The organism is Streptomyces sp. NPDC006510 (assembly GCF_040611955.1).
Taxonomy (GTDB): Bacteria; Actinomycetota; Actinomycetes; order Streptomycetales; family Streptomycetaceae; genus Streptomyces.
The window spans coordinates 35,199-55,875 of sequence record NZ_JBEXPH010000020.1 but is presented as its reverse complement, the minus strand read 5'-3'; the positions used below and the strand labels follow the sequence as shown (position 1 = coordinate 55,875).

General features: G+C 70.8%; 21 protein-coding genes and 5 pseudogenes. 15 read left to right on the top strand and 11 right to left on the bottom strand.

The genetic code is table 11. From position 1 onward, the window contains the following. Positions 1–41: 41 nt before the first annotated feature. Entirely contained in the window at positions 42–881 is an 840-nt protein-coding gene (locus tag ABZY11_RS09650; protein WP_356478603.1) for an NAD(P)H-binding protein, read from the top strand. A gap of 135 nt (positions 882–1,016) precedes the next feature. Here ABZY11_RS09650 and ABZY11_RS09645 read toward each other — a convergent pair whose 3' ends face one another. Beyond that, entirely contained in the window at positions 1,017–1,991 is a 975-nt protein-coding gene (locus tag ABZY11_RS09645; RefSeq protein ID WP_356478602.1) for a ScbA/BarX family gamma-butyrolactone biosynthesis protein, read from the bottom strand. 453 nt (positions 1,992–2,444) lie between these two features. Here ABZY11_RS09645 and ABZY11_RS09640 point away from each other — a divergent pair, with 453 nt between their 5' ends. From ABZY11_RS09640 to ABZY11_RS09630, 3 genes and pseudogenes are all read left to right on the top strand, one after another. After that, positions 2,445–3,065, top strand: a complete 621-nt coding sequence (locus ABZY11_RS09640; protein WP_356478601.1) for a ScbR family autoregulator-binding transcription factor — start codon at positions 2,445–2,447, stop codon at positions 3,063–3,065. Positions 3,066–3,107: 42 nt separating this feature from the next. Continuing rightward, positions 3,108–3,461 (top strand): annotated as a pseudogene (locus tag ABZY11_RS09635) (hypothetical protein); the annotation flags it as partial. 112 nt (positions 3,462–3,573) lie between these two features. Further along, positions 3,574–4,004 (top strand): annotated as a pseudogene (locus ABZY11_RS09630) (VOC family protein). Positions 4,005–4,261: 257 nt separating this feature from the next. Here the strand turns inward: ABZY11_RS09630 and ABZY11_RS09625 are convergent. The 5 genes and pseudogenes from ABZY11_RS09625 to ABZY11_RS09605 all read right to left on the bottom strand — a co-directional run. Then, positions 4,262–4,417: pseudogene (locus ABZY11_RS09625) on the bottom strand (Tn3 family transposase); the annotation flags it as partial. A gap of 15 nt (positions 4,418–4,432) precedes the next feature. Continuing rightward, entirely contained in the window at positions 4,433–4,996 is a 564-nt protein-coding gene (locus ABZY11_RS09620) for a CGNR zinc finger domain-containing protein (RefSeq protein ID WP_356478600.1), read from the bottom strand. 1 nt (position 4,997) lies between these two features. Further along, the gene (locus ABZY11_RS09615) at positions 4,998–6,695 is read right to left on the bottom strand and encodes an ABC-F family ATP-binding cassette domain-containing protein (protein WP_356478599.1); all 1,698 of its coding nucleotides are present in this window, start codon (positions 6,693–6,695) and stop codon (positions 4,998–5,000) included. Positions 6,696–6,779: 84 nt separating this feature from the next. Next, positions 6,780–8,414, bottom strand: coding sequence for a ribosomal protection-like ABC-F family protein (abc-f, locus tag ABZY11_RS09610; RefSeq protein WP_356478598.1), 1,635 nt, complete (start codon positions 8,412–8,414; stop codon positions 6,780–6,782). A gap of 225 nt (positions 8,415–8,639) precedes the next feature. Further along, positions 8,640–8,852, bottom strand: a complete 213-nt coding sequence (locus ABZY11_RS09605) for a hypothetical protein (protein ID WP_356478597.1) — start codon at positions 8,850–8,852, stop codon at positions 8,640–8,642. A 206-nt stretch (positions 8,853–9,058) separates the two neighbouring features. On the opposite strand from ABZY11_RS09605, the gene pip reads away from it, so the two are divergent. Further along, entirely contained in the window at positions 9,059–10,018 is a 960-nt protein-coding gene (gene pip / locus ABZY11_RS09600) for a prolyl aminopeptidase (protein ID WP_356478596.1), read from the top strand. Positions 10,019–10,237: 219 nt separating this feature from the next. Here pip and ABZY11_RS09595 read toward each other — a convergent pair whose 3' ends face one another. Further along, positions 10,238–10,966, bottom strand: coding sequence for a DJ-1/PfpI family protein (locus ABZY11_RS09595; RefSeq protein ID WP_356478595.1), 729 nt, complete (start codon positions 10,964–10,966; stop codon positions 10,238–10,240). Positions 10,967–11,107: 141 nt separating this feature from the next. Here ABZY11_RS09595 and ABZY11_RS09590 point away from each other — a divergent pair, with 141 nt between their 5' ends. Genes ABZY11_RS09590 through ABZY11_RS09580 form a run of 3 tightly spaced genes read left to right on the top strand, consistent with a single transcriptional unit; the run spans position 11,108 to position 13,376 of the window. Then, a complete protein-coding gene (locus tag ABZY11_RS09590) occupies positions 11,108–11,743 on the top strand; it encodes an ATP-binding cassette domain-containing protein (protein ID WP_356478594.1) in 636 nt (211 codons plus the stop codon). Then, complete coding sequence (locus ABZY11_RS09585; protein WP_356478593.1) at positions 11,740–12,618, top strand: metal ABC transporter permease; 879 nt, start codon at positions 11,740–11,742, stop codon at positions 12,616–12,618. The genes ABZY11_RS09590 and ABZY11_RS09585 overlap by 4 nt, the downstream gene beginning before the upstream one ends. Next, entirely contained in the window at positions 12,567–13,376 is an 810-nt protein-coding gene (locus ABZY11_RS09580; RefSeq protein ID WP_356478592.1) for a zinc ABC transporter substrate-binding protein, read from the top strand. The genes ABZY11_RS09585 and ABZY11_RS09580 overlap by 52 nt, the downstream gene beginning before the upstream one ends. A gap of 55 nt (positions 13,377–13,431) precedes the next feature. Here ABZY11_RS09580 and ABZY11_RS09575 read toward each other — a convergent pair. The 3 genes and pseudogenes from ABZY11_RS09575 to ABZY11_RS09565 form a co-directional block, all read right to left on the bottom strand. Then, positions 13,432–13,815, bottom strand: a pseudogene (locus ABZY11_RS09575) (long-chain fatty acid--CoA ligase); the annotation flags it as partial. A gap of 77 nt (positions 13,816–13,892) precedes the next feature. Then, complete coding sequence (locus ABZY11_RS09570; RefSeq protein WP_356478620.1) at positions 13,893–14,180, bottom strand: hypothetical protein; 288 nt, start codon at positions 14,178–14,180, stop codon at positions 13,893–13,895. Next, a pseudogene (locus tag ABZY11_RS09565) lies at positions 14,177–14,743 on the bottom strand (MFS transporter); the annotation flags it as partial. The gene ABZY11_RS09570 and the pseudogene ABZY11_RS09565, both read right to left, overlap by 4 nt. Before the next feature lie 119 nt (positions 14,744–14,862). On the opposite strand from ABZY11_RS09565, the gene ABZY11_RS09560 reads away from it, so the two are divergent. From ABZY11_RS09560 to ABZY11_RS09535, 6 genes are all read left to right on the top strand, one after another. Continuing rightward, positions 14,863–15,225, top strand: a complete 363-nt coding sequence (locus tag ABZY11_RS09560) for a hypothetical protein (protein ID WP_356478591.1) — start codon at positions 14,863–14,865, stop codon at positions 15,223–15,225. A 145-nt stretch (positions 15,226–15,370) separates the two neighbouring features. Next, positions 15,371–16,069 (top strand): sigma-70 family RNA polymerase sigma factor, encoded by a 699-nt coding sequence (locus ABZY11_RS09555; protein WP_356478590.1) that lies wholly within the window; start codon positions 15,371–15,373, stop codon positions 16,067–16,069. Positions 16,070–16,338: 269 nt separating this feature from the next. After that, positions 16,339–17,130, top strand: a complete 792-nt coding sequence (locus ABZY11_RS09550) for an NmrA family NAD(P)-binding protein (RefSeq protein ID WP_356478619.1) — start codon at positions 16,339–16,341, stop codon at positions 17,128–17,130. Between the two features lie 49 nt (positions 17,131–17,179). Continuing rightward, entirely contained in the window at positions 17,180–18,172 is a 993-nt protein-coding gene (locus ABZY11_RS09545) for an AraC family transcriptional regulator (protein WP_356478589.1), read from the top strand. Positions 18,173–18,336: 164 nt separating this feature from the next. After that, a complete protein-coding gene (locus tag ABZY11_RS09540) occupies positions 18,337–18,813 on the top strand; it encodes an anthrone oxygenase family protein (RefSeq protein WP_356478588.1) in 477 nt (158 codons plus the stop codon). Between the two features lie 383 nt (positions 18,814–19,196). Further along, entirely contained in the window at positions 19,197–19,784 is a 588-nt protein-coding gene (locus ABZY11_RS09535; RefSeq protein ID WP_356478587.1) for a TetR family transcriptional regulator, read from the top strand. A 14-nt stretch (positions 19,785–19,798) separates the two neighbouring features. Here ABZY11_RS09535 and ABZY11_RS09530 read toward each other — a convergent pair whose 3' ends face one another. Then, positions 19,799–20,011, bottom strand: coding sequence for a DUF5988 family protein (locus ABZY11_RS09530; protein ID WP_356478586.1), 213 nt, complete (start codon positions 20,009–20,011; stop codon positions 19,799–19,801). A 266-nt stretch (positions 20,012–20,277) separates the two neighbouring features. Here ABZY11_RS09530 and ABZY11_RS09525 point away from each other — a divergent pair, with 266 nt between their 5' ends. Continuing rightward, a complete protein-coding gene (locus ABZY11_RS09525; protein ID WP_124723588.1) occupies positions 20,278–20,610 on the top strand; it encodes a hypothetical protein in 333 nt (110 codons plus the stop codon). Positions 20,611–20,677 lie beyond the last annotated feature (67 nt).

Genomic DNA, 20,677 nt, shown 5'->3' with positions numbered 1-20,677 from the left:
CTGTTCCGGCCGGGGAAATGTCAGGCAAGAGAGGGAAATTCATGATTCTTGTCACCGGTGCCACGGGGACCATCGGGCGGGAAGTGGTCCGTAGGATCCCGGCTGACCTGGCAGTTCGTATCATGGCCAGGAATCCGGGGCGGGTCACGGGTGCGGGTGCGGCGGCCGAGATCGTTACCGGGGATTTTTCGGATCCGGCTTCGCTGGTGGGCGTTCTGCGTGGGGTTCGTACCGTTTTCCTGGTGACCAACCCCGGCGGGGACGACGACGAGTGCTTCATCCGGACCGCCCGGTCGGCGGGGGTGCGACATGTGGTGAAGCTGTCCGCCGCCGCGGTCGCGGACAGCCGGGCCGAGGACCTGATCACCCGGTGGCAGCGTCGCAACGAAGAACTGCTGCGCGGATCCGGTATGGAGTGGACTCTGCTGCGTCCGCGCGCGTTCATGTCCAACACGCTTTCCTGGGCGGCCTCCATCCGCTCGGACGACGTGGTACGGGCCCTGTACGGGGCGTCGCCCAACGCCTGCGTCGATCCGCGTGACGTGGCGGAGGTGGCGGTACGCGCCCTCACCGAGGACGGCCATGCGGGCAGGATCCACACGCTGACCGGGCCGGAGGCGATCAGCGCGGTCGAGCAGACGGCCCGGCTCGCCGAACTGCTGCGCCGTTCGCTCCGCTTCGAGGAGCTGGGGCCGGAGCAGGCCCGTGCAGCGCTGGGCGCACGCTATCCGGCGGACATCGTCGAGGCACTGCTGGAGAGCGCGGAGCGCGGCCGTGAGGGCTCGAAGGCGGAGGTGGACGGCACGGTCGCCGCTCTGCTCGGCCGGCCTGCCGGAGACTTCCGTGAATGGGCGAGCGATCACCTGGGCGCCTTCGGGTGAGTGCCTTCGGGCTTTGGTGAGGGCGTAGGGACGGCAACTGCCCGGTGGGGGGCGGCTGCTGTCAGGTGGGGGACGGCAACTGCCCGGTGGGGGGCGGCTGCTGTCCGGCATGGGTGAACCGCTGTTCGGCACCGGTCAGTTGCCGTTCTTCAGCGGCCGGGTTCCGCGCGGCCCGGCCGTCACTGTGGAGGTGAAGACGAGCGCACCGTCCTGATGGGCGGTCACCAGGACGCTCTGTTCGCCTCCTGGGGCGGTGCCGGGCAGCAGGGACGCCTCGATCACGCACGGGGAGTCCAGCTCGACGTACCGCTTGAACTCATTGGCGATGCCGAGCGGGAGATAGGAGGACCGGCCGAGGGCTGCTGCCGTGGCCTGGCGGGCGGCCTCGATCAGCACCATGCCCGGCACATGGTCGACCGCGTGCTCGAAGAGCACGGGGTGCCGCGTGTCCACCCGCAGCTGCCAGTGGTTCCGTTGGCTCGTGGGGGAGAGCACGACATCCATGGGCGACATGCGTCCGACGCTCTGCGGGGCCGCCGGGCTGATCAGCGGCAGCTGGTACGGGTGGCCGTCGGGCATGTGCTCGCCGCGCACCCTGCGGTAGACCGCAGGGGCCATGCAGGAGTAGGAGCCGCCCCCGGTCGCGACGACGTTCCCGTCGCGGTGGAAGACAGCCTCGAAGCGCAGCCCCGACAGGTTTTTGCCACGCCGGTTGATCTCCGTGCAGTCGACGTCGATGCTGAGCGCAGCGGGCTCGTACCCCATCCGCAGATGCTCCGGACGTACGGCGATGTCGAGGTCCCAGACGAGGAACTGGTGGCCGAAGGGCACACCGAACTCCGCGTGCCCCAGCAGGATGCCGATCTGGCGGACCGTCTCGCAGCCTATGAGCGGATCGTGGTAGCCGTCCGCGACCGGGGTGAAGAAGCTGTGGCCGCGCGGCCACTGGGCGGATATGACGAAATGGGTGTCGTCCACCCGCTCCCAGTCGGTGAGCAAGACCTCCGCGACAGCGGACCGGTGTACGAGTTCCTTGGGGACGGTAGTGGTCAGAGTGGTGGGGTAGAAGCCGCCGGGCTTGATTGTGGAAGCCTTGGTGCCTCCTGTCATGTCTCTGTCGAACGCTGTTGGGTCGACCTGAAATGTGCTCGCAGGCATTGCTCCCCCTGTGCTGGTGCGAGAGGTGTGTTCAGGGTTGGGCTGTTCTTTGGCCTGAAAATACATACCAACCGGTTTAATTTCTAGTGTCTTTGGCTCGCTGTCTCCCGAAAACAGCGGAGGCATTTATTCCGGTCTGCCTGTTCCTGGAGATGAGGCAGGGCCGACGCGTTCCGGTGCCGAGTCGGCGTCCATTTCGGGTCCGACATGGTTCGAGCGTGACACAAGTTGCCTTTGAGTGGGATGACTCAAGGGGTGCTCTCACGGCGTTCTGATGGGTGGGCCGAAACCCGGTGCTTGTTTGATGGGGGAGCCGGGAGTTTCACAAACCGCACGCACGGTTTGTTAGAGTCGTCGCCTGCCCTTCGGCAAGCACGGCAACCCCCGGCAGTGACGGAGCAGTTGATGGTCAAACAGGAACGCGCGGCGCGCACGCGTGAAACCCTGATCCGGTCCGCGTCCGAGGTCTTCGACCGGGACGGCTTCTCGACGGCGTCACTCACCGCGATCAGCTCGCAGGCGGGGGTGAGCAACGGGGCGCTGCATTTTCACTTCGCCAGCAAGGCCATCCTGGTGGACGCCGTCGAGGAGGCGGCGCTGACCAGGCTGCTGGCCGTGACGAACGGCGCCCTGCCGCTCAGGGCGAGCCGGGTGCAACTCCTCGTCGACGTCACCCACGCGCTCGCCGACGCGCTGCGCGCCGACGTGGTGCTGCGGGTCGGCTTCGCGCTCAGCGGCGAGACGTCCCGCCCGCTCCGGATGGACCTGCGGCAGCGCTGGCGGTGCTGGGTCGAGGAGACCCTGAAACAGGCCGAGGCCGAAGGCGAACTGCACCGGGGGACGGCGGTGCAGGACGCGGCGACCGCCGTGGTGGCCGCGACCGTGGGATTCGAGGTGCTCGGGGTCCGGGACTCGACGTGGCTCTCGGCGTCGACGGTGACGCAGTTCTGGCGGCTGCTGCTGCCGACGCTCGTGCCCGCGGCGCGTCTCGCCGTGATCGAGGGCGGGGGAACCCGGCAGCCGTAGAACAAATGGCTGGCACCCGAACCACGTGCCGCCCACAGCCATTTGTTTTACGGCAGGGGGTACGAACTGCGCTCGCCGCGGTCCGTCGCGGACGACGAGATCGGCGAGGCCCTGGAACTGCTGTGGGGCAGCTCCGCGGTGAACACCTGGAACGCCGGCGTGCGCCGGTCTCGTAGGCGTCGCCGCGGTGCCGTCTGCGAGGACTTCGTCCTGGAGACGGTCTACTGGGACGCGGGTACCGCCCGGCTGCTGCCCCGCCTTCTCAAGGGCCGTACTCGCGGCCCGGTGTTCGTCACCCACCGCAAGCCGGGTCCCGGCAGGGTCGTCAGCCCGCGCGACATCTGCCCGGACACCGGGCTCGCCCGCCTCTCCTACGGGCAGGCCCGGATGCTTCTCATCCCACGGCTCAAGGTCCCACTCATCGCCTAGAGTTGGCCGCATGCGCCACAGCCCTGGCCAGGGGCGGGCCCCTGGAGACGACGAAGGACCTTGCCTCATCGATGGAACGATGACGTCGATCAAGCAGATCCAAATCACCTTCGACTGCGCGGAACCTGAGCGCGTCGCTCGTATCTGGTGCGAGGTGTCGGGGTACGTCGTACCGCCGCCGGAAGGGATTGCTACTTGGGCGATTTCAATCGCTCGCTGCCGCTTGAGCGTCAGGGTTCAGCGTTTGTCTGCATGGATCCCTCAGGTGTGGGCCCGCGCATGTACTTCCAGCGCGTTCCCGAGGGCAAGGTCGTCAAGAATCGGCTCCGTCTTGACGTGCGGGTCGGCACCGGGCTCGTGAGTGAAGAGCGCCTCGCCGTACTTGAGGCCGAATGCGCACGACTGGTCGCGCTCGGCGCGGTACGCGGGCGACTGCTGCTTGCCGGTGACGACAACGAGTCGTGCCTCCAGATGCAGGACATCGAGGGCAACGAGTTCTGTCTCGACTGAGTGGCCGCGAACGCTGCACCTTCGCGAGTCGGCTGGTGCAGTTCGCCATCACGAGGGTCGCCGTACCGCGGCGCGCCAATGGTCCTGATCCAGAACCAGCCTTCGGTGTCCACGAGCAGGGACCGGTAAGGCGTGGGCGCCGGCCGCGTCAACGGCATCAACGACGACCAGATGACAGCTGAGGGTGATCCGGACACCGCTGGGCACCCTGCTGCTGATCCTGCTCATTGATCATGTTGAGCCAGGTGGCGCCGCCCGCCCCGGCCCCCGAAGAACTTGGGGTTCGGCCGTGCGTACACGCCGGGCACGGGGACGACGAACTGCATCCCGTCGACCGAGGCGACCAGCCCGCCGCCCCACGCGTTCGCGAGCGGAATCGCCGCCTGGTGCTCGATCAGCGTGGCGCTCGCGGCCCGCTCCGGCCGCCCCTACCGCGCGGCCGCGGTGTGTGCGCTCTTCTTGCGTGCGCGGTAGGCGGCTGCCTTGATCTTGTTCCCGCAGGACTCCATGCCGCACCACTGCCGCCGCATGCCCCGGGAGCGGTCGATGTAGATACGGGTGCACTCGGGATTGCCGCACTCCTTGAGCAGGGGTACGTCCGGCCCGCTCAGGAGCTCGACCGCATGGCGCGCCACGGTGGACAGGGCCTCGTCCGGCGTCGCTTCCGTCCAGCGCCCCGAGGCGGTGAGCTGCGGTGTCGCGGGCGGCTTGCGGGCCGCACCGTTCAGCACTTCCAGTGCCTCGTCGGCGTAGTCCTCACCGAGGCGACGGGCCGTGACCAGTTCGTAGACGGCCTCCCGTACGGCCGTCGCGCGATCGACGTCGGCCCGGTCGCCGGGGGAGACCGCGTCGACGAGGCCGGATTCCAGGTACCACGCCCGCAGCCGCTCCGGCGTCACGAACATCTCGAACCGCACCGAACGCCGTGCCCGGAGCGTCGCGGCGAAGTCGAGTGCCGGATTTCCGCATACGAAGACGTGATCCAGATTCACGTCACCATTCTGGCAGGTGACTATTGTGTCGGCAAGGTTCGTCCGTGTGCTCCCGGCCGGAGTGCAGCCGGATTTCGCGGCCCTGCCAGCGTCTGCGCAGCCAGCGGTCGTGGCTGGCCAGGACGATCGCGCCGGGCCCGGTGCCCAGGGCGGCCTCCAGCTCGTCGCACAGCCGCGGGGACAAGTGGTTCGTGGGCTCGTCGAGCAGCAGCAGCTCCGGCGGACGCGCCACCAGGAGCGCCAGCGCGAGCCGGCGGCGCTGACCGACCGACAGCTGACCGACCGGCTTGTCCAGATCCGCCTCGTGCAGCAGCCCCAGCGAGTGCAGCGGGACCGTCTCCGCCCGCTCGGCGCCGAGCGAGCGCTCGTAGGTCTCACGCCCGGTCCGGTCGGGCCGGGCGAACACGGTGTCCTGGGCCAGCAGACCCACCGTCAGCCCCTGCCGCCGCCGTACGTCGCCCTCGGCCGCGAGCCGCCCGGCGAGCACGGAGAGCAGCGTCGATTTGCCGGCTCCGTTGCCTCCCGTGACGAGGAGGCGTTCGGTCGCCGGTACGTCCAGGTGCGCGACGGCCAGCCGACCCGGCACCCGCACATCGCGCAGCGAGACGAGGGCATCGTCCACCGACTCCTCGGCGGACGCGGTGACAACGGGCGCGCTGACGGCGAGTGCGGTCCCGTGGAACCGCAGCGGCTGCGGCGGCTCGCCGACCCGTCTGCGCTCCAGCCCGTCCAGCCTGCGGGTGGCGTTGCGCACCCGCCGGGAGATCTGGCTCTGCACCCGGCCGCCCCGGTGGCCGTAACCCATCTTCTCGTTGTCGCGCCGCTCCCGGTCGGGCGCTAGGCGGTGCGCGGTCACACCGGCCGAGTGGCGCAGCGCCGCCAGCTCCTCCTGTTCCTCGGCGTACCGCCGTTCCCAGCGCTCCCGCTCGGCACGCTTCTCGGCCAGGTAGGCGCTGTAGTTGCCGCCGTAGCGGACCGGGCCGTCCATGGCCGGGTCGAGGTCGATCAGGTCCGTGCACACGGCGTCGAGGAAGGCCCGGTCGTGGCTGGCCACCACGACGACCCCGGGCAGGCCGCGCACCTGCTCCTCCAGGAAGGCGGCCGCGCCGTCGTCGAGGTGGTTGGTCGGCTCGTCCAGCAGCAGCGCCGAAGGGCGCCGGACCAGCAGCGCGGCCAGCGCCAGCCGACCACGCTGCCCGCCGGAGAGGGAGCCGAGCGGCCGGTCGTGCCGGAACGCGCCGAGGCCGAGCCCGTCGAGCACGATCGCGGCACGCCGGTCCGCGTCCCAGACCTCCCGCTCCTGGGCCTGTTCGAGCCGCCGGCCGTACGCGTCGAGCAGCTCGGCGTACCCGGGGGAGTCCTGCGGTACGTGGGCGAGCCGCTCGGTGAGACGTTCGAGCTCGGCCAGGTCGTCGCGGGCCTCGCGCAGGGCTTCGTCCAGCACGTCTGCGATTGTCGACGCGTCGTCGAACGGCATCTCCTGGTGCAGGAAACCCAGGTCGGCCGGGCGCGTGATGCTCCCGGCGTCGGGTTCGTCCACTCCGGCGAGCAGACGCAGCAGCGTCGACTTGCCGACGCCGTTCTCCCCGATCAGCCCGATGCGGTGGCCGGGGGAGGCGGTGAGGGAGACGCCGTCGAGTACCCGTCTGGTCCCCAGGGTGCGGACGACGTCGGATGCGAGCAGGGCCGGTCGAGACATGGTGGTCCACCTGATGTGATCGGTTGTTCGGCCCGCCGGGTGGTGACCCACCTCGGGCGCGGGCCCGGTCGGCACATCAGCGGCTCACACCTCCGGCGCCCCCGTCTCCGTCAGCCGACCGCCGACCAGCCGCAGCCACCGCTCCACGCCGATCCGGGCGAGAAAGCGCTCGTCGTGGCTGACCACCACGAACGCCCCCCGGTACGAGCCCAGCGCGCTCTCCAACTGGCCCGCGCTCACCAGGTCGAGGTTGTTCGTCGGCTCGTCCAGGAGCAGCAGCTGCGGAGCCGGTTCGGCGCACAGGACACAGGCCAGAGTGGCGCGCAGCCGCTCGCCGCCGGACAGCGCTCCGACGGGGAGATGGGCCCGGGGGCCCCGGAAGAGGAAGCGGGCGAGCAGGTTCATCCGCTCCGCTTCCGCCCGGTGCGGTGCGAACGCGGTGAAGTTCTCGGCGACGGTACGGTCCAGGTCCAGCAGGTCCAGCCGCTGCGAGAGGTACGCGATCCGGCCGTCGGCCCGCTTGATCTGCCCGTTGTCCAGCTCCAGTTCGCCGTTGAGCAGCCGCAGCAGCGTGGTCTTGCCGGAGCCGTTGGGACCGGTCAGCGCGATGCGTTCGGGGCCCCGGACGGTCAGGTCGACGCCCGATTCGGCGAACAGGGCCCGTCCGCCGTGGTGGACCTGCATCTGCTCGCCGAGGACGAGTGTGCGTCCGGCGGGCACATCGGTTTCCGGCAGATCCAGCGTGATCCGCTGCTCGTCGCGCAGGGTGCGCCCCGCCTCGTCCAGCCGGGCCTTGGCCTCGCTGACCCGGGATGCGTGCAACTGCCCCGACCGGCCCGCGGACTCCTGGGCGCCTCGCTTCATGTTTCCGGCGAAGATACGTGGCAGGCCCGCGCTCTTGAGATTGCGTGCGGCATTGCTCGCGCGGCGCTCGGCGCGCTCGCGGGCCTGCTGCATCTCCCGCTTCTCCCGCTTCAGCTCCTGCTCGGCGTTGCGGATGTTCTTCTCGGCGACCTCCTGCTCGGCCTGCACGGCCTCTTCGTATTCGGTGAAGTTGCCGCCGTAGAAGCGCAGTTCGCCGCGTTCGAGTTCGGCGATGCGCTCCATGCGGTCGAGCAGCGCCCGGTCGTGGCTGACCAGCAGGAGGCAGCCGCTGAAGTCCTCCAGCACGTCGTAGAGCTTGTGACGGGCGTCGAGATCGAGGTTGTTGGTCGGCTCGTCGAGCAGCAGTACGTCGGGCCGCTTCAGCAACTGGGCCGCGAGGCCGAGCGAGACGACCTGGCCGCCGCTGAGTGTGTTCAGGCTCCGGTCGAGGGCGAGGCCGGCGAGACCGAGCCGGTCCAGCTGGGCCCGGGTGCGTTCCTCGATGTCCCAGTCGTCGCCGATGGTCGTGAAGTGTTCCTCGCTCACGTCCCCGGACTCCACGGCGTCCAGGGCCCGGATCACCGAGGCGATGCCCAGGACCTCGGCCACCGTGAGATCACCGGTCAGGGGGAGGGACTGCGGGAGATAACCGAGCGTGCCGCCCACGGACACGGATCCGGTGTTGGGCCGCAGTTCGCCGGCGATCAGCTTGAGCAGGGTGCTCTTGCCGGAGCCGTTGGGCGCGACCAGGCCCGTCCGGCCGCTGCCGACGGTGAAGGACAGGTCCTCGAAGACCGGGGTGTCGTCGGGCCAGGCGAAGGACAGGTTCGAGCAGATGACGGAGGCGTCGGACATGGAGAGACCTCGAATGGCATACGGGCAGGCACGGACTGCTGCCCGGGACATGGATGAAGGGGACGACAGAACGGCCACGACGGCGATGCTCCTGGGCATCGGCCGGTGGCCTGACAGATCGGGGTCTCACCCCGAGATGTCGTCGTCACCCACCATGTCTGGTCTCCTCAGTAAACGATTCGGTACACGATCAACGCTCTTGCGAGCCTAACAGGCCCCAGAACCCTAGAGGCCGAGGTCGGCGGCGAGGCAGGAGAAAGACATCCACGAGCCCTCCGGGTCGTACGCATCCCTCGCGGACTCCTTCGGCGAGGTGGGCTTCACCTCGACCATGTCCTGGTAGGGGACGCGCTCGGGCAGCTTCCCGAACCGCTCGTGCCGGGCCGCTGCGGCACTGTCCGTCGTGTTTTCGCTGTTCGTCGTGTTCACGGTGCTCACGGTGTTCACGGTCAACCTCCGCTCGATCGGTCGCGGATCGCGCCGTAGCGCTGGGCTGATATCAGCGTCGCACCGCTTGCGTCACCAGTCAAACCGGTGACGCGCGCGATCCGCGTGTACTGTGTCCGGCTTGTGTCTTCGACGAACTCGACGAACTCGACGAACTCGACGGGGGAGAAGACGAACTCGATGGAGGAGAACCGGACATGGCAGCCCCGTACCCGCCGATCGATCCCTACGACCACGGCATGCTCGATACCGGCGACGGAAACCTCATCTACTGGGAGACCTGCGGAAACCCCGACGGCAAGCCCGCTCTGGTCGTCCACGGCGGCCCCGGTTCGGGCTGCTCGACGGGCCCGCGCAAGTCCTTCGACCCGGAGCGCTACCGGATCATCCTCTTCGACCAGCGCGGATGCGGCCGGAGCACACCCCATGCCGCCGACCCCACCACCGACATGAAGCTCAACACCACCGAGCATCTGATCGCCGACATGGAGCAGCTGCGCGAACACCTCGGTGTCGACCAGTGGTTGCTGTTCGGCAGCTCCTGGGGCTCCACGCTCAGCCTCGCGTACGCCGAGCGGTACCCGGAGCGGGTGTCGGAGATCGTCCTCGCCGCTGTCACCAGCACCCGTCGCCGCGAGATCGACTGGCTCTACCGGGGAGCGGGGCGGTTCTTCCCGGAAGCGTGGGAGCGATTCCGGGACGGTCTCCCCGAGGCTGACCGCGACGGCGACCTCGTCGGAGCGTACGCGCGTCTCATGGAGAACCCCGACCCGGACGTACGGGCCAAGGCCGCGACCGACTGGTGCGCCTGGGAGGACGCGGTCCTCTCCGCCGAGCCGAACGGCACGCCCAACCCGTACGGCAGCAGGCCGCCCCGGGCCATGCTGGGGCTGGTACGGATCTGCTCGCACTACTTCGCCCATGGGGCCTGGCTGGAGGAGGGCCGGCTGATCCGCGACGCGGGACGTCTGGCAGGCATCCCCGGCGTCCTGATCCACGGCCGCCTCGATATCAGCGGACCCCTCGACACGGCCTGGGAACTTGCCCATGCCTGGCCCGGTGCGGAACTCGTGGTCATCGAGGACTCGGGCCACAAGGGCAGCGCCGCCATGAGCGCGGCGCTGTACGCAGCGTTCGAGCGGTTCGCGCAGCAGTAGTGCGTGATTCAACGGCAAACGAAGCCCAGGAGCCGTGACGCGGGCTCGGTCATGGTGGTGCGAGCCGGGCGGAGCTGCGGGGCAGTCGCAGGAGCCTCACGGCCTGGGTCCGGCAGGCCGACGCCGGGGCGGCGCAGCCGCTCGCTCCAGGGCAACGCCGGTACTCGCCGATCGGTGTACTGCCCCGGACGGGTGTGCCGCTCGGCGCGGTGTCGTGCCTCAGCCGGTTCGGCTCGACGTCCAGACGGTGCCCCGTGCCTCGTACTCCAGCATGGCCTCCAGATTGATCGCCGCGTCCGGGCCCAGGTCGCGGCGGACGAGCCAGAGGGCGAGTTCGAGGCCGGAGGTGATGCCGCCGGCGGTGACGAGGTCGCCGTCGTCGACGACGCGGGCGTTCTTCACCAGGCCGCCCTGTTGCCGGAGGTCAGGCCGGGCCTTGTGGTGAGTGGTGCAGGGGCGGCCGCGGGTGAGGCCGGCGGCGGCGAGGAGCATGACTCCGGTGCAGAGGGCGCTGAGCGTGAGCCCGGGGCGGACGGCGGCCGCGAGCGCGCGGGGCAGGGTGCCGCGGTCGATCTCGGCCCGGACGCCGGGGCTGTCGCGGCGGGCGTAGCCGCCGCCGGGCACCACGAGCACGTCGGCCTCGTCGGGGGCCCAGGGGCGGATGCCGCGGACGACCGTGCCGTACGCGCCGGTGACGCTGCGGGCACCTGTGGCCGAGACGTAACGGACCTCGACCGGGCGCGGGGTGAAGAAGCCCGCGGCGGAGAAGACCTCGTACGGGGCGGCGAAGTCGAGTTCCTCGACGCCGTCGAACATCACGACGTGGACGCGCAGCGGGCCGGTCGGACCGGGCCCGTCGGCGGATGCCCGCGCGGCGGTCGTCGTGGCCGTGATCGCGCCCGTGGCGCCCAGGGCGGTGGTGGCGCGAAGTAACTGCCTGCGGTTCATGCGGGACTCCTGTTCCGGGTGGGGTGTCGTGGAGGGGGTCGGGCCGCGGTGTCCCGGGGTTCCCGCCGACGCGCGGGAACCCGGCGCCCGCTCCGTCCGACTCCCTCACCGCACGGGCACGGCGGTGGTGAGGGGCATGGGATGGGCGGACTGGACATACGGCTGCGCGGTGTCGCGTGCCGGCACGGCCGCAACGAGGCGGTCGCCGATGTCGATCTGGAGATCGCCGCAGGTGAACGCGTTGCTCTGACCGGCACGAACGGGTCCGGGAAGACGACGCTGCTGCGCGCTGTCCTGGGGCTGCACCGGCAGACGGACGGCACGATCGAGGTCGGCGGGCGGTCCGCTCGTTCGGCCGCCGAGTGGGCGTGGCGGCGCCACTCCTGTGCCTGGATTCCGCAGAAGCCGGCCGCCGGACGGTTCCCGCTGCGCGGCGACGAGTTGCTGGCCGGCAGTGGTGCACCGGCCGAGGCGGCCGGGGCCGCGGAGCGGCTGGGCATCGGGCCACTGACCTCACGGCCCGTGGGCACGCTGTCCGGCGGGCAGTTGCAGCGCATGTACCTGGCGCGGGCCATCGGTTGTGTCGCGGCCGGCGCCCAGGTGCTGCTCGCCGACGAGCCGACTGCCGCCCTCGACTTCGACGGGCAGGAGGAGGCCGCCGACGTGCTGACCGCGCTGCCGGTGACGCTGGTCGTCGTCACCCATGACCGGGCGCTCGCCGAGCGGTGCGACCGCGTTCTGGAGATGGCCGCCGGTCGGCTGCGGGAGGTGCGGTGAACGCACTCGCGGCCGCCGACCTCGGCTCCATGCTCCAGCTCGTGCCCGTGCAGCGGGCCGGAATCGCCCTGTTCCTGGCAGCCATCGGGCTGCCGGTGATCGGCGTCGTCATCGTCGGCCTCGACATCATGCCGGTGCGGTTCGCGATGATGCACGTGGCGCTCCTCGGCATCGCGATCGGACTTCTGACCGGGCTCGATCCGATGCTGTGCGCGCTGGTCGCCTGCGCCCTGTCGGGTGCCGGTGTGGCCCCGCTGGCCCGTACGCCGGACGGGCTGTCCGGCGCCATGGGCCTGTTGATGAGCCTGGCGATCGCCGCCGCGCTCCTCGTCCTCGCAGTCTCCGGCGTCAACGCGTCGGGCGCATTCGCCCTGCTGTGGGGGTCGATCCTCTCGGTCGGCACCGCGGACCTGGTCGTCCTGGGCGCGCTCGCCGTGGCCGTACCGTCGCTCTTCCGGTGGAAGCGGCGGGACGTGGCCCTCCTCCTGCACGACCGCGAGCTCGCCCAGTGCTCAGGCGTGCCCGTCCGCTTCCTCACCACCGTGCTCCTCGTGCTCGTCGCGGTGGCGGTCGCCGGGGCGATCAAGCTGACCGGGGCACTGCTCGTCGACGCGCTGACCCTGCTGCCCGCGCTCGCGGCGCGACGCCTCGGCCGCTCGCTGTGGTCGATCACCCTGTGGGCGGTCGGCATCGGCGTCGCCGTCAATCTCACGGGCTTCCTCCTCGCCCTGTGGCTGGACTGGCCTCCCGGTCCGGTCCTCGTCCTCACGGCGGGGACCGTCGTCCTCGCCGCGCACCTCATTCCCGAACGGAGAAACAGCTCATGGCGCGCACCCGCGTCCGTACCGCCCGTATCGCATCCCTCGTCGCACTGAGTGCGGCGGTGCCCCTCCTCGCCGGGTGCGGGGCGGAGGACGGATCAGGCTCGGAGGACCACAAGGCCGCCGGTCACAAGCCGGTGGTTGTCGCGACGACCACGTGGGAAGGGGCCTTCGCCAAGGCCGCCGGTGCAGAGGACGTCACGGTGATCGTGCCGCAGTCCGTCCACCACGCACCCGACTACGACCCCAAGCCCTCCGACCTCGCCGCCGTCGCGAAGGCCGACTTCGTGCTGTACGCGCCGTTCGAGCCGTACGCGGCCAAGATCAAGGAAGCGGCCGGCTCGGAGGCGAAGCTGGTCGAGGTGAATCTCGACAACGACCCGACGAAGGCCGGGGCCGAAGTGGCCCGCCTGGGCGAGCTGTTCGGCACGAAGGCCGCCGCCGATCAGTGGAAGAAGCGCCTCGACGGCGAGGTCACCAAGCTGAACGGTGAGCTGAAGACCGCCTGGCCGGGCGGCAGGAGCCCGGCCGTCGTCACGCAGGTGTTCACCGGCTGGGCGGCCCGGCTCGCGGGCGCGACGACGGTGGGCACGTACGGCCCCGAGCCGGTCACCCCGGCCCAACTGGCCTCGCTCTCCGGGAAGAAGCCCGCCTTCGTTCTCGACAACGCCCACATGTCGACGGGCACCGTCCTGCCCGACTCGGGCGCGAAGCAGGTGAAGATCGTCAACTATCCGGGTGAGGACCTGGACCTGCTCGCGGTGTACCGCAGCGCGGCCGCCGAGCTGAAGAGGGCCATGAGCGGGGCTTGAGCCGGAACGAGAGAGGGGGAGGGGCGCGCGTCGACGCGACCCTCCCCCTCTTCGGTCATTCCCCGGCGGGTACGACGGCCCGCTGCTGCGCGATCCGGCGCCGGAGGGCGGCGCGGTCGGGTTTGCCGGCGGCGGTGAGCGGCAGCTCGTCCAGGAGCAGCACATGCTCCGGGTGCTTGTGCCGGTCCATACCCCGGACGGTCAGATACGTGCCCAGGTCGTCGAGGGTCGGCGGCTCACCCGCCCTGGCCACCACGCAGGCCGCCAGCCGCTCACCCATCAGCGGGTCCGGGACCCCCACGCAGACGATGTCCCGCACCGACGCATGGCCGACGAGTTCGCGTTCCACCTCGGCCGGGCTGATGTTGGCGCCGCCGCGTATCACGACGTCCTTGAGCCGGCCGACGACGTGCAGCACGCCGTCGTCGTCGAGTCCCAGGCGGCGAGGGCGGCCTTCGCCGCGCGCTCGCGCAGGGCATGGGCCGCGTCGTCGCGGGTGGCCAGGACCGTCCCGTATCAGAGGATGAGGCCGCGGGCCGCGGTGTCGGACTCGATCCAGGGGGCGAGCCGGGCGGTGGCGGCGGATGCCGCCGAGCGGTCCGCTGCGCTGCCGGTGTGCCGCGCCCGCAGCCAGAGGAGCCCCGCCCAGAAGCCGCCGGTCCACGACCCCCGCCCTGTGGTCGTCCAGTGGCCGTCCGTCGGGTCCGCGTACAGAGGGAAGCGGGTTCCGACCAGCTCGGCGGTCTTCTCGACGCGCCCCACGAGCAGTTGAAGGGCCGCTGCGGCCCGGTCGCCGGCGGTCACGTCGCGTTGCCCGTTCCCGTACGGCGGTCGTGCAGCGCCCACACGACGGCGACGGCTCCCGCGACGGCGAACTCCACGGCGACCAGGCCCCAGCCCGTGCCGTACCGGCCGCGCTCCGCGAGCAGTCCGAACAGCGGCGGCCCCACGGCGAATCCGGCGAAGAATCCGGCCGCGACCAGCGCCGAGTCCTGCCCGGCCCGCCCGGGCGCCGAGCGCTGCATCACGAGGACCATCGAGACCGCGTTGCCGGACACCGCGAACACCCCCACCGCCACGGCGGCCACCCACGCCAATGGCTCGACCCGGACGGACGCGACGAGGAGCAGGGCCGCACCGACGGCGCCGCCCGCGAGCAGGCCCGGAAACCACCGGGCCCGGCCCGGTGCGGCGGCGCGGGACCAGCCGACGCGGCCGGCGATCCCGGCGACGCCGAGGACCGCGACGAGTGTGCCCGCCACCGTCGGCCCCATGCCGAGGCGCTGGGCGCCGAACAGTGCCAGGTAGGTGTTGACGGAGGCGATGCCGGCGCCGAGGAAGAGCGAGAACGCCGCCAGCCAGGGCACGGGGCCACCGGTTGGCGAGACCCCCGACCGCTTCTCGTATGCCGGTGGATCACTTCCAGATGGGCCATGCGGCCATGGGGCACATGCCCACGGGGCCCGGAACCATGGGTCATGCCGCCATGGACCACGCTGCCATGGGTCATGCCGCCATGGGGCACGAGACCGTGGTCCACGATGCCGTCGCACACGACATGACAGACATGTCCTCGTCCTTCGGCATGCTGTCGGCGCACCTTCTCGCCGCTCTCCTGAGCGGATTGTGGATGGCGTACGGAGAGTGTGTCGTCTTCCGTCTGGTGCGGGCGCTGCCCCTGGGGATCTTCCGGCCCCTGCGACTGCTGATCGCCGCCGTCGTCCCCGCCGCACCGGGACGGCCCCGTGTCCGACGCTCACGCGCCGGTGACGAGCGCGCCCCCCGGCCGCTCGTACTCGCCCATTCCGTCATCTCCCGAGGTCCCCCACAGGTACTCGCTGTCTCCTGACAGCCGGCTCCCCGAGCTCGACGGCACGCATCGTTCATGCCCGTCGCTCGGGCCTCGGCCCTGCCGTCCCGGCAGGCCGTGCCCCTCACCGGCGCCGCCGCACTCCCGCGCGCACTGCCGGATTCCCTTTGCCTCGTAAGGACTTGTGGCGATGACTCCTGCCCAGAACACCCCCGACCAGGGGCCGACCGAACCGGCCCGCACCTCACACGCCCGCCACGGCGACACCGACGCGGCGACGACCCTGCTCGCGCTGGCGGCCCGGGACGGTGACCCGGTCAAGGCCGACCTGTTCGTCCGCGCCCTGCACCGCGACGTCTGGCGGTACGTGGCGTACCTCAGCGCCGACCGTCAGGCGGCCGACGACCTCACCCAGGAGGTGTTCCTCCGCGCACTCGCCGCGCTGCCCCGGTTCGAGGGGCGCTCCTCGGCCCGTACCTGGCTGCTGTCGATAGCCCGCCGGACCGTGGTCGACAGCCTCCGGTACGCGGCCGCCCGCCCTCGCTTGTCGGACCGCGACGACTGGCAGGCGGAGGCCGAGCACACCCAGCCCCGGGGCCTGCCAGGTTTCGAGGACGGCGTTGCCCTCGCCGAGCTGATGGCCTCGATCCCGGCCGAGCGGCGCGACGCCTTCGTCCTGACCCAACTCCTGGGCCTGCCCTACGCGGAGGCGGCCGAGACCATCGGCTGTCCCGTCGGCACGGTCCGCTCGCGCGTCGCCCGGGCCCGGGCGACGCTGGTCGCCCTGCTGCGGGGTGAGGAGGGGCCCGGTGCCCCGGCAGGGGCAGACGGTTGCGCGACACCCGCGCGCGGGAGGTTCACGAGGGCCGCCGTCCTCGCCTGACCCTCGTGTCGGGCGGGTGACGGGGCGGGGTTCGCGGTGCGCCGCGGCCCCGCCCCGTCCCGTCGGAACCAAAGCGCCTGCCGGCCGCACTCCGCTTTTTCGTAGACGCACGCGTATGGAGTTGAGCGTTGTGGCCATGGTTCGTCTCGCCGGGCCGGAGTTGACTGATCGGCATGACGAACGCACAGAACATTCAGCAGGGCACCCAGCGGGACAGCCGGCAGAGCACTCGGCAGAACATCCAGCGGACCGGAACGAGGACGACCCTGGTGATCGGCGGCACCGGAAAGACCGGGCGCCGTGTGGCGGAGCGGCTCACCGCACAGGGGCTGCCGGTACGTGTGGGATCCCGCAGTGGCGAACCGCCCTTCGCGTGGGAGGACCCCAGCACCTGGGAGGCGGCGATCGAGGGCGTCGGAGCCGTCTACGTCGCTTACTACCCCGACCTCGGGTTCCCGGGGGCCGCCGAGGCCGTCGGCGCCTTCTCCGAGCTCGCCGTGAAGAAGGGCGCGCGCCGCTTGGTGCTGCTCGCCGGACGCGGCGAGCAGGGTGCGGTCATCAGCGAGAACAGGCTCAAGGAGTCGGGCGCCGACTGGACCGTCGTACGGGCCGGCTGGTTCAACCAGAACTTCAACGAGAGCTTCTTCCTGGAGCCCGTCCTCGCCGGTGAGCTCGCGCTGCCCACCGGCGACGCCGTGGAGCCGTTCGTGGACGCCGACGACATCGCCGACGTCGTCACCGCGGCCCTCACCGACGACAGCCACATCGGCAGGACCTACGAGCTGACCGGGCCCCGGTCGCTCAGCTTCCACGAGGTGGCCGTCGAGCTGTCGCAGGTCACCGGCCGGGAGATCACGTACACCCCGGTCACCCTCGACGACTACCGGGCGGGCCTGCGGGAGAACGGGCTGCCGGTCGAGTTCGCCGACCTGTTCGGTCTGATCCTCGACGGGCGCAACGCCGCCGTCGTCGACGATGTGGAGAAGGTCCTCGGCCGCAAGCCGCGTGACTTCTCCGCCTTCGCGAAGGATGCCGCCGCCACCGGCATCTGGAACGTCTGATACGGATTCGACTCGGCACCGCGCCCTCAAGCCGAATGGGGATCACCACATGGACGTGCTCACCGGACTCCTGGACGGGCCCAAGGCGCGCGGCGCCTTCCTGCTCAAGTCCGTCTTCGACCCGCCCTGGTCGCTCCGCATCGAGGACCGTGCCCCGATCTCCCTGGCCACGATGGTCCGCGGCAACGCCTGGGTGATGCCCGATTGCGGTGCACCGGCCCTCATCGGCCCCGGCGACATCGCTGTCCTGCGCGGCCCCGATCCGTACACGATCGCCGACGCGCAGGACACCCCCGTCCAGATCACCGTCGGCCCCGATCAACGCTGCAACACCATCGTCGGCGAGGACGTCACCGACACCATGGCCCTGGGGGTCCGCACCTGGGGGGACCCGATCGGTCCGGGCTCGTCCGTCATGCTCAGCGGTACGTATCAGGCGCCAGGCGAGATCGGCCGCCGTCTGCTGGGCACCCTGCCCACCCTCCTGGTGCGGCCCGCCGCCCTCGACGACACCCCGCTCATCCCCCTGCTGGCCGAGGAGATCGGCCGCGACGAGCCGGGACAGGAACTGGTCCTCGACCGCCTCCTCGACCTGCTCTTCGTCAGTGTGCTGCGCAGCTGGCTCGCCGAGCCGGACGCCGGTGCGCCGGCCTGGTACCGCGCCCGGTCCGACCCCAGGGTGGGGCCCGCGCTGCGTCTTCTGCACGAGAATCCGGCCCGGGCGTGGACGGTGGAGTCGCTGGCCCGCGAGGTCGGCGTCTCCCGGGCGGGCCTCGCCCGCCGCTTCGCCGAGGTCGTGGGGGAGCCGCCGATGACGTACCTGGCCACCTGGCGTCTCGCCCTGGCCGCCGACCTGCTGCGCGAACCGGGTACCACGGTGGCCGCGGTGGCGCACCAGGTCGGCTACAGCAGTGCGTTCGCGCTGAGTTCGGCCTTCAAGCGGGTGCGAGGGGTCAGTCCGCAGGAGTACCGGAAGAGGGGCGCCTCGCGGATCGTCCTGCCCCCGGCGGCACCGTCCCGGACGGTGGTGCTGGGCGGCTGACGACCCGGCCCGGTCCGCTCCCGTCGTACGTCGTACGTTGCCAGCGGGGACGCCCAATGACTGCCGATTCCCACCGTCCCCACAGCACTTGCGGCCTCCAAGTGCCGCTCGCGCCGCGGGCGTCGTCGCCCGGGGCGAGCAGGGCCGCGGGAATTCTGCTGGTGATGTCCGTCATCGGCGTCGGTCTGATGGCCGGTCTGTTCTTCGCGTTCGACGTGTCGGCCGTGCCGGGCCTCGCCCGTACCGACGACCGCCTGTACGCGGAGGCCATGCAGAACTTCAACAAGGCGATGGACACCAGCGGCCTGTTCGTACTCGTCTTTCTCGGCGCGCTCGCCGTGACGGTGGCCGTTGCCGTCATCGAGTACCGCAAGGGGCGTCGTACGGTCGCCCTGCGGGCGGGTGCCGCCGCCGCGCTCCACGTGGTGGCGCTGCTGGTCACGTTCTCCGTCGACATCCCCCTGAACAACGAGCTCGCCGCGATCGGTGACCCGGCGAAGGCCCGCGACCTGTCGGTCGTCGACGAGTTCAAGGGGATCTGGGAAACGACCGACATCATGCGCACCCTGCTCTGCAGCGCGGCCCTGGGCTGCCTGGCGCACTGCCTGAAACTGCACGGCCGCGGCACCCCCGTGTCCTGAGGAGCGGGGGCTACGGAGACTGCGGGGATTACGGGGATTGCAGGGGCTGCGGATGGAACGGTGATCCGGACCGAGAGTCCGGCCGTCGTACCGTGCCGGCCGACACCGGCCATCCGCAGCCTGCGTTGTGCTGTGCGTCCCCTCGGGTCACCGTCGGGTGCCCGGCTTGGGAAGCGGTCGGGGACGGGGGACCGACCGGGGCTTCAGCGGCTGGGGTCCGCGGCCGCCTCGGTTGAACTCGGTGAAGGTGCCGGCGCCGTGCCGAGCGGTCGTACGAGCTCGCAAGTTGACTCCTGTGTGTGACTGAGATGTACCCTCCGGTTGGAGTGCTTTGAATGTAGTACTTCACTTGAAGTGGTGTCAACGCTTTTCGGAGGATTCCCATGCGTCAGAACCCGGCCCGCCGCACCGCATTGCTCGATGCGGCCATCGAGGTGCTGGCCCGCGAGGGCTCGCGCGGACTGACCCTGCGGGCCGTCGACGCCGAGGCGCAGGTGCCCGTCGGCACCTGCTCGAACTACTTCTCCAACCGTGCCCAACTGCTGCTGCAGATCATGGAGCGCACCCGCGAGCGTCTGACGCCGGACCCGGCCGAGCTCGCCGAGGCCCTGGCCGTCCCGCCGTCCCCCGAACTGGTCGCGTTCCTGCTGCGCCAGGTCCACCAGCGCATGGATGCCGACCGCAGCAGCTACCTCGCCATGCTGGAGCTGCGCCTGGAGGGCGTCCGCCGCCCCGAACTGGGCGCCGAGCTCAACAGGATCCACCGCGCGGGGCTGGAGGAGAACATCCGTTTCCACCGGGACGCGGGGCTGCCCGGCGACCGTGTCGCCGTCGTCCTGCTGTACCTCGCCGTGCACGGCATGATCGTGGACGACCTCACCGTGCCCGACGTCCTCGCGGGCTCGGCGGGCGAGCTGATCGACGAGTTGTGCCGGCGCCTCCTGCCCCGTGATGCGACGGGGAATGCCTGACGGAAGGGCCGGGGCTACCCGGGGACTTCCGTGCGCTCCCACCATTCGTAGACGGGCAACTTCCCCTCGGCTGTTTTCTGGTGGCGCGCCGTGGCCCTGAAGTGTTCGTACCCACCACGGAACGGGATCTTGATATCGGCCGCGGGTCCGGGTGCGGTGAGGGGGACGATCCGGTCGGGGAGATCGTCGGGGCCGCCTTCGAGGACTGCTTTCGGTGCGTCGGTCATGGCGAGAGTTTCGCCGGGTGGTGGTCCGGCTCCCTCATGACGCGCCGAAGGGGTCGCCGCCGCCCGCCGCGCCCCACTCCGACGGCGTGCCCGTGGCTTCCCGGTGGGGCATCACCGACGCCGCCCCGCCCCGGTCGCCTCCGTCGGTGGGCCGGATACTGTCCAACTTGTTGCGAAGTTAAGTACGTGGTAACTTCGCAACAAGTTGGACAGTACCCCCTCTGGGTAGTGTTCCCTCGGGTGGTGTTCCTCCGGGAGGTGGACGGGTGCTGCAGATCCAGATCGGTGCCGAGCGTGCGGCGGATCCGGACGACCGCCTGATGCGCACCACCCTCGGCTGGCGCCGGGGCATGAGCGAGGACGAGGCGTGGGAAGCCGGCCGCGGCATCTGGAAGTTCAACGCCGACCGGGCCCTGTCGCAGGACGAGGTGCAGATCATCAACACCGAAGGCACGGTCCTCGCGGTCGCGAGGATCATCGGCATCTCCAAGCACGGTGACCGTTACGCTCTCGAAGGCGAACTCCTGCGTGACGACCCCCGCGTCGGCCGCCCCACCGGGAGCCCGCATCTGTCCCGCAACCCCGTCACCTACATCTGACGGGCCCCCATGACACTCCAGCTGCCCCGCGTGTCCCCGGAACGGGCCGCGGCGACACCGCGAAGGG

Bases quoted from the DNA above. Each gene is read 5' to 3' on its own strand.
- abc-f (WP_356478598.1), bottom strand. From the start codon at position 8,414: ATGTCCGACGCCTCCGTCATCTGCTCGAACCTGTCCTTCGCCTGGCCC.
- ABZY11_RS09545 (WP_356478589.1), top strand. From the start codon at position 17,180: ATGGACGTGCTCACCGGACTCCTGGACGGGCCCAAGGCGCGCGGCGCC.
- ABZY11_RS09640 (WP_356478601.1), top strand. From the start codon at position 2,445: ATGGTCAAACAGGAACGCGCGGCGCGCACGCGTGAAACCCTGATCCGG.
- ABZY11_RS09650 (WP_356478603.1), top strand. From the start codon at position 42: ATGATTCTTGTCACCGGTGCCACGGGGACCATCGGGCGGGAAGTGGTC.
- ABZY11_RS09595 (WP_356478595.1), bottom strand. From the start codon at position 10,966: ATGAACCGCAGGCAGTTACTTCGCGCCACCACCGCCCTGGGCGCCACG.
- ABZY11_RS09580 (WP_356478592.1), top strand. From the start codon at position 12,567: ATGGCGCGCACCCGCGTCCGTACCGCCCGTATCGCATCCCTCGTCGCA.
- pip (WP_356478596.1), top strand. From the start codon at position 9,059: ATGGCAGCCCCGTACCCGCCGATCGATCCCTACGACCACGGCATGCTC.
- ABZY11_RS09540 (WP_356478588.1), top strand. From the start codon at position 18,337: ATGTCCGTCATCGGCGTCGGTCTGATGGCCGGTCTGTTCTTCGCGTTC.
- ABZY11_RS09615 (WP_356478599.1), bottom strand. From the start codon at position 6,695: ATGTCTCGACCGGCCCTGCTCGCATCCGACGTCGTCCGCACCCTGGGG.
- ABZY11_RS09590 (WP_356478594.1), top strand. From the start codon at position 11,108: ATGGGCGGACTGGACATACGGCTGCGCGGTGTCGCGTGCCGGCACGGC.
- ABZY11_RS09560 (WP_356478591.1), top strand. From the start codon at position 14,863: ATGGACCACGCTGCCATGGGTCATGCCGCCATGGGGCACGAGACCGTG.
- ABZY11_RS09530 (WP_356478586.1), bottom strand. From the start codon at position 20,011: ATGACCGACGCACCGAAAGCAGTCCTCGAAGGCGGCCCCGACGATCTC.
- ABZY11_RS09645 (WP_356478602.1), bottom strand. From the start codon at position 1,991: ATGACAGGAGGCACCAAGGCTTCCACAATCAAGCCCGGCGGCTTCTAC.
- ABZY11_RS09535 (WP_356478587.1), top strand. From the start codon at position 19,197: ATGCGTCAGAACCCGGCCCGCCGCACCGCATTGCTCGATGCGGCCATC.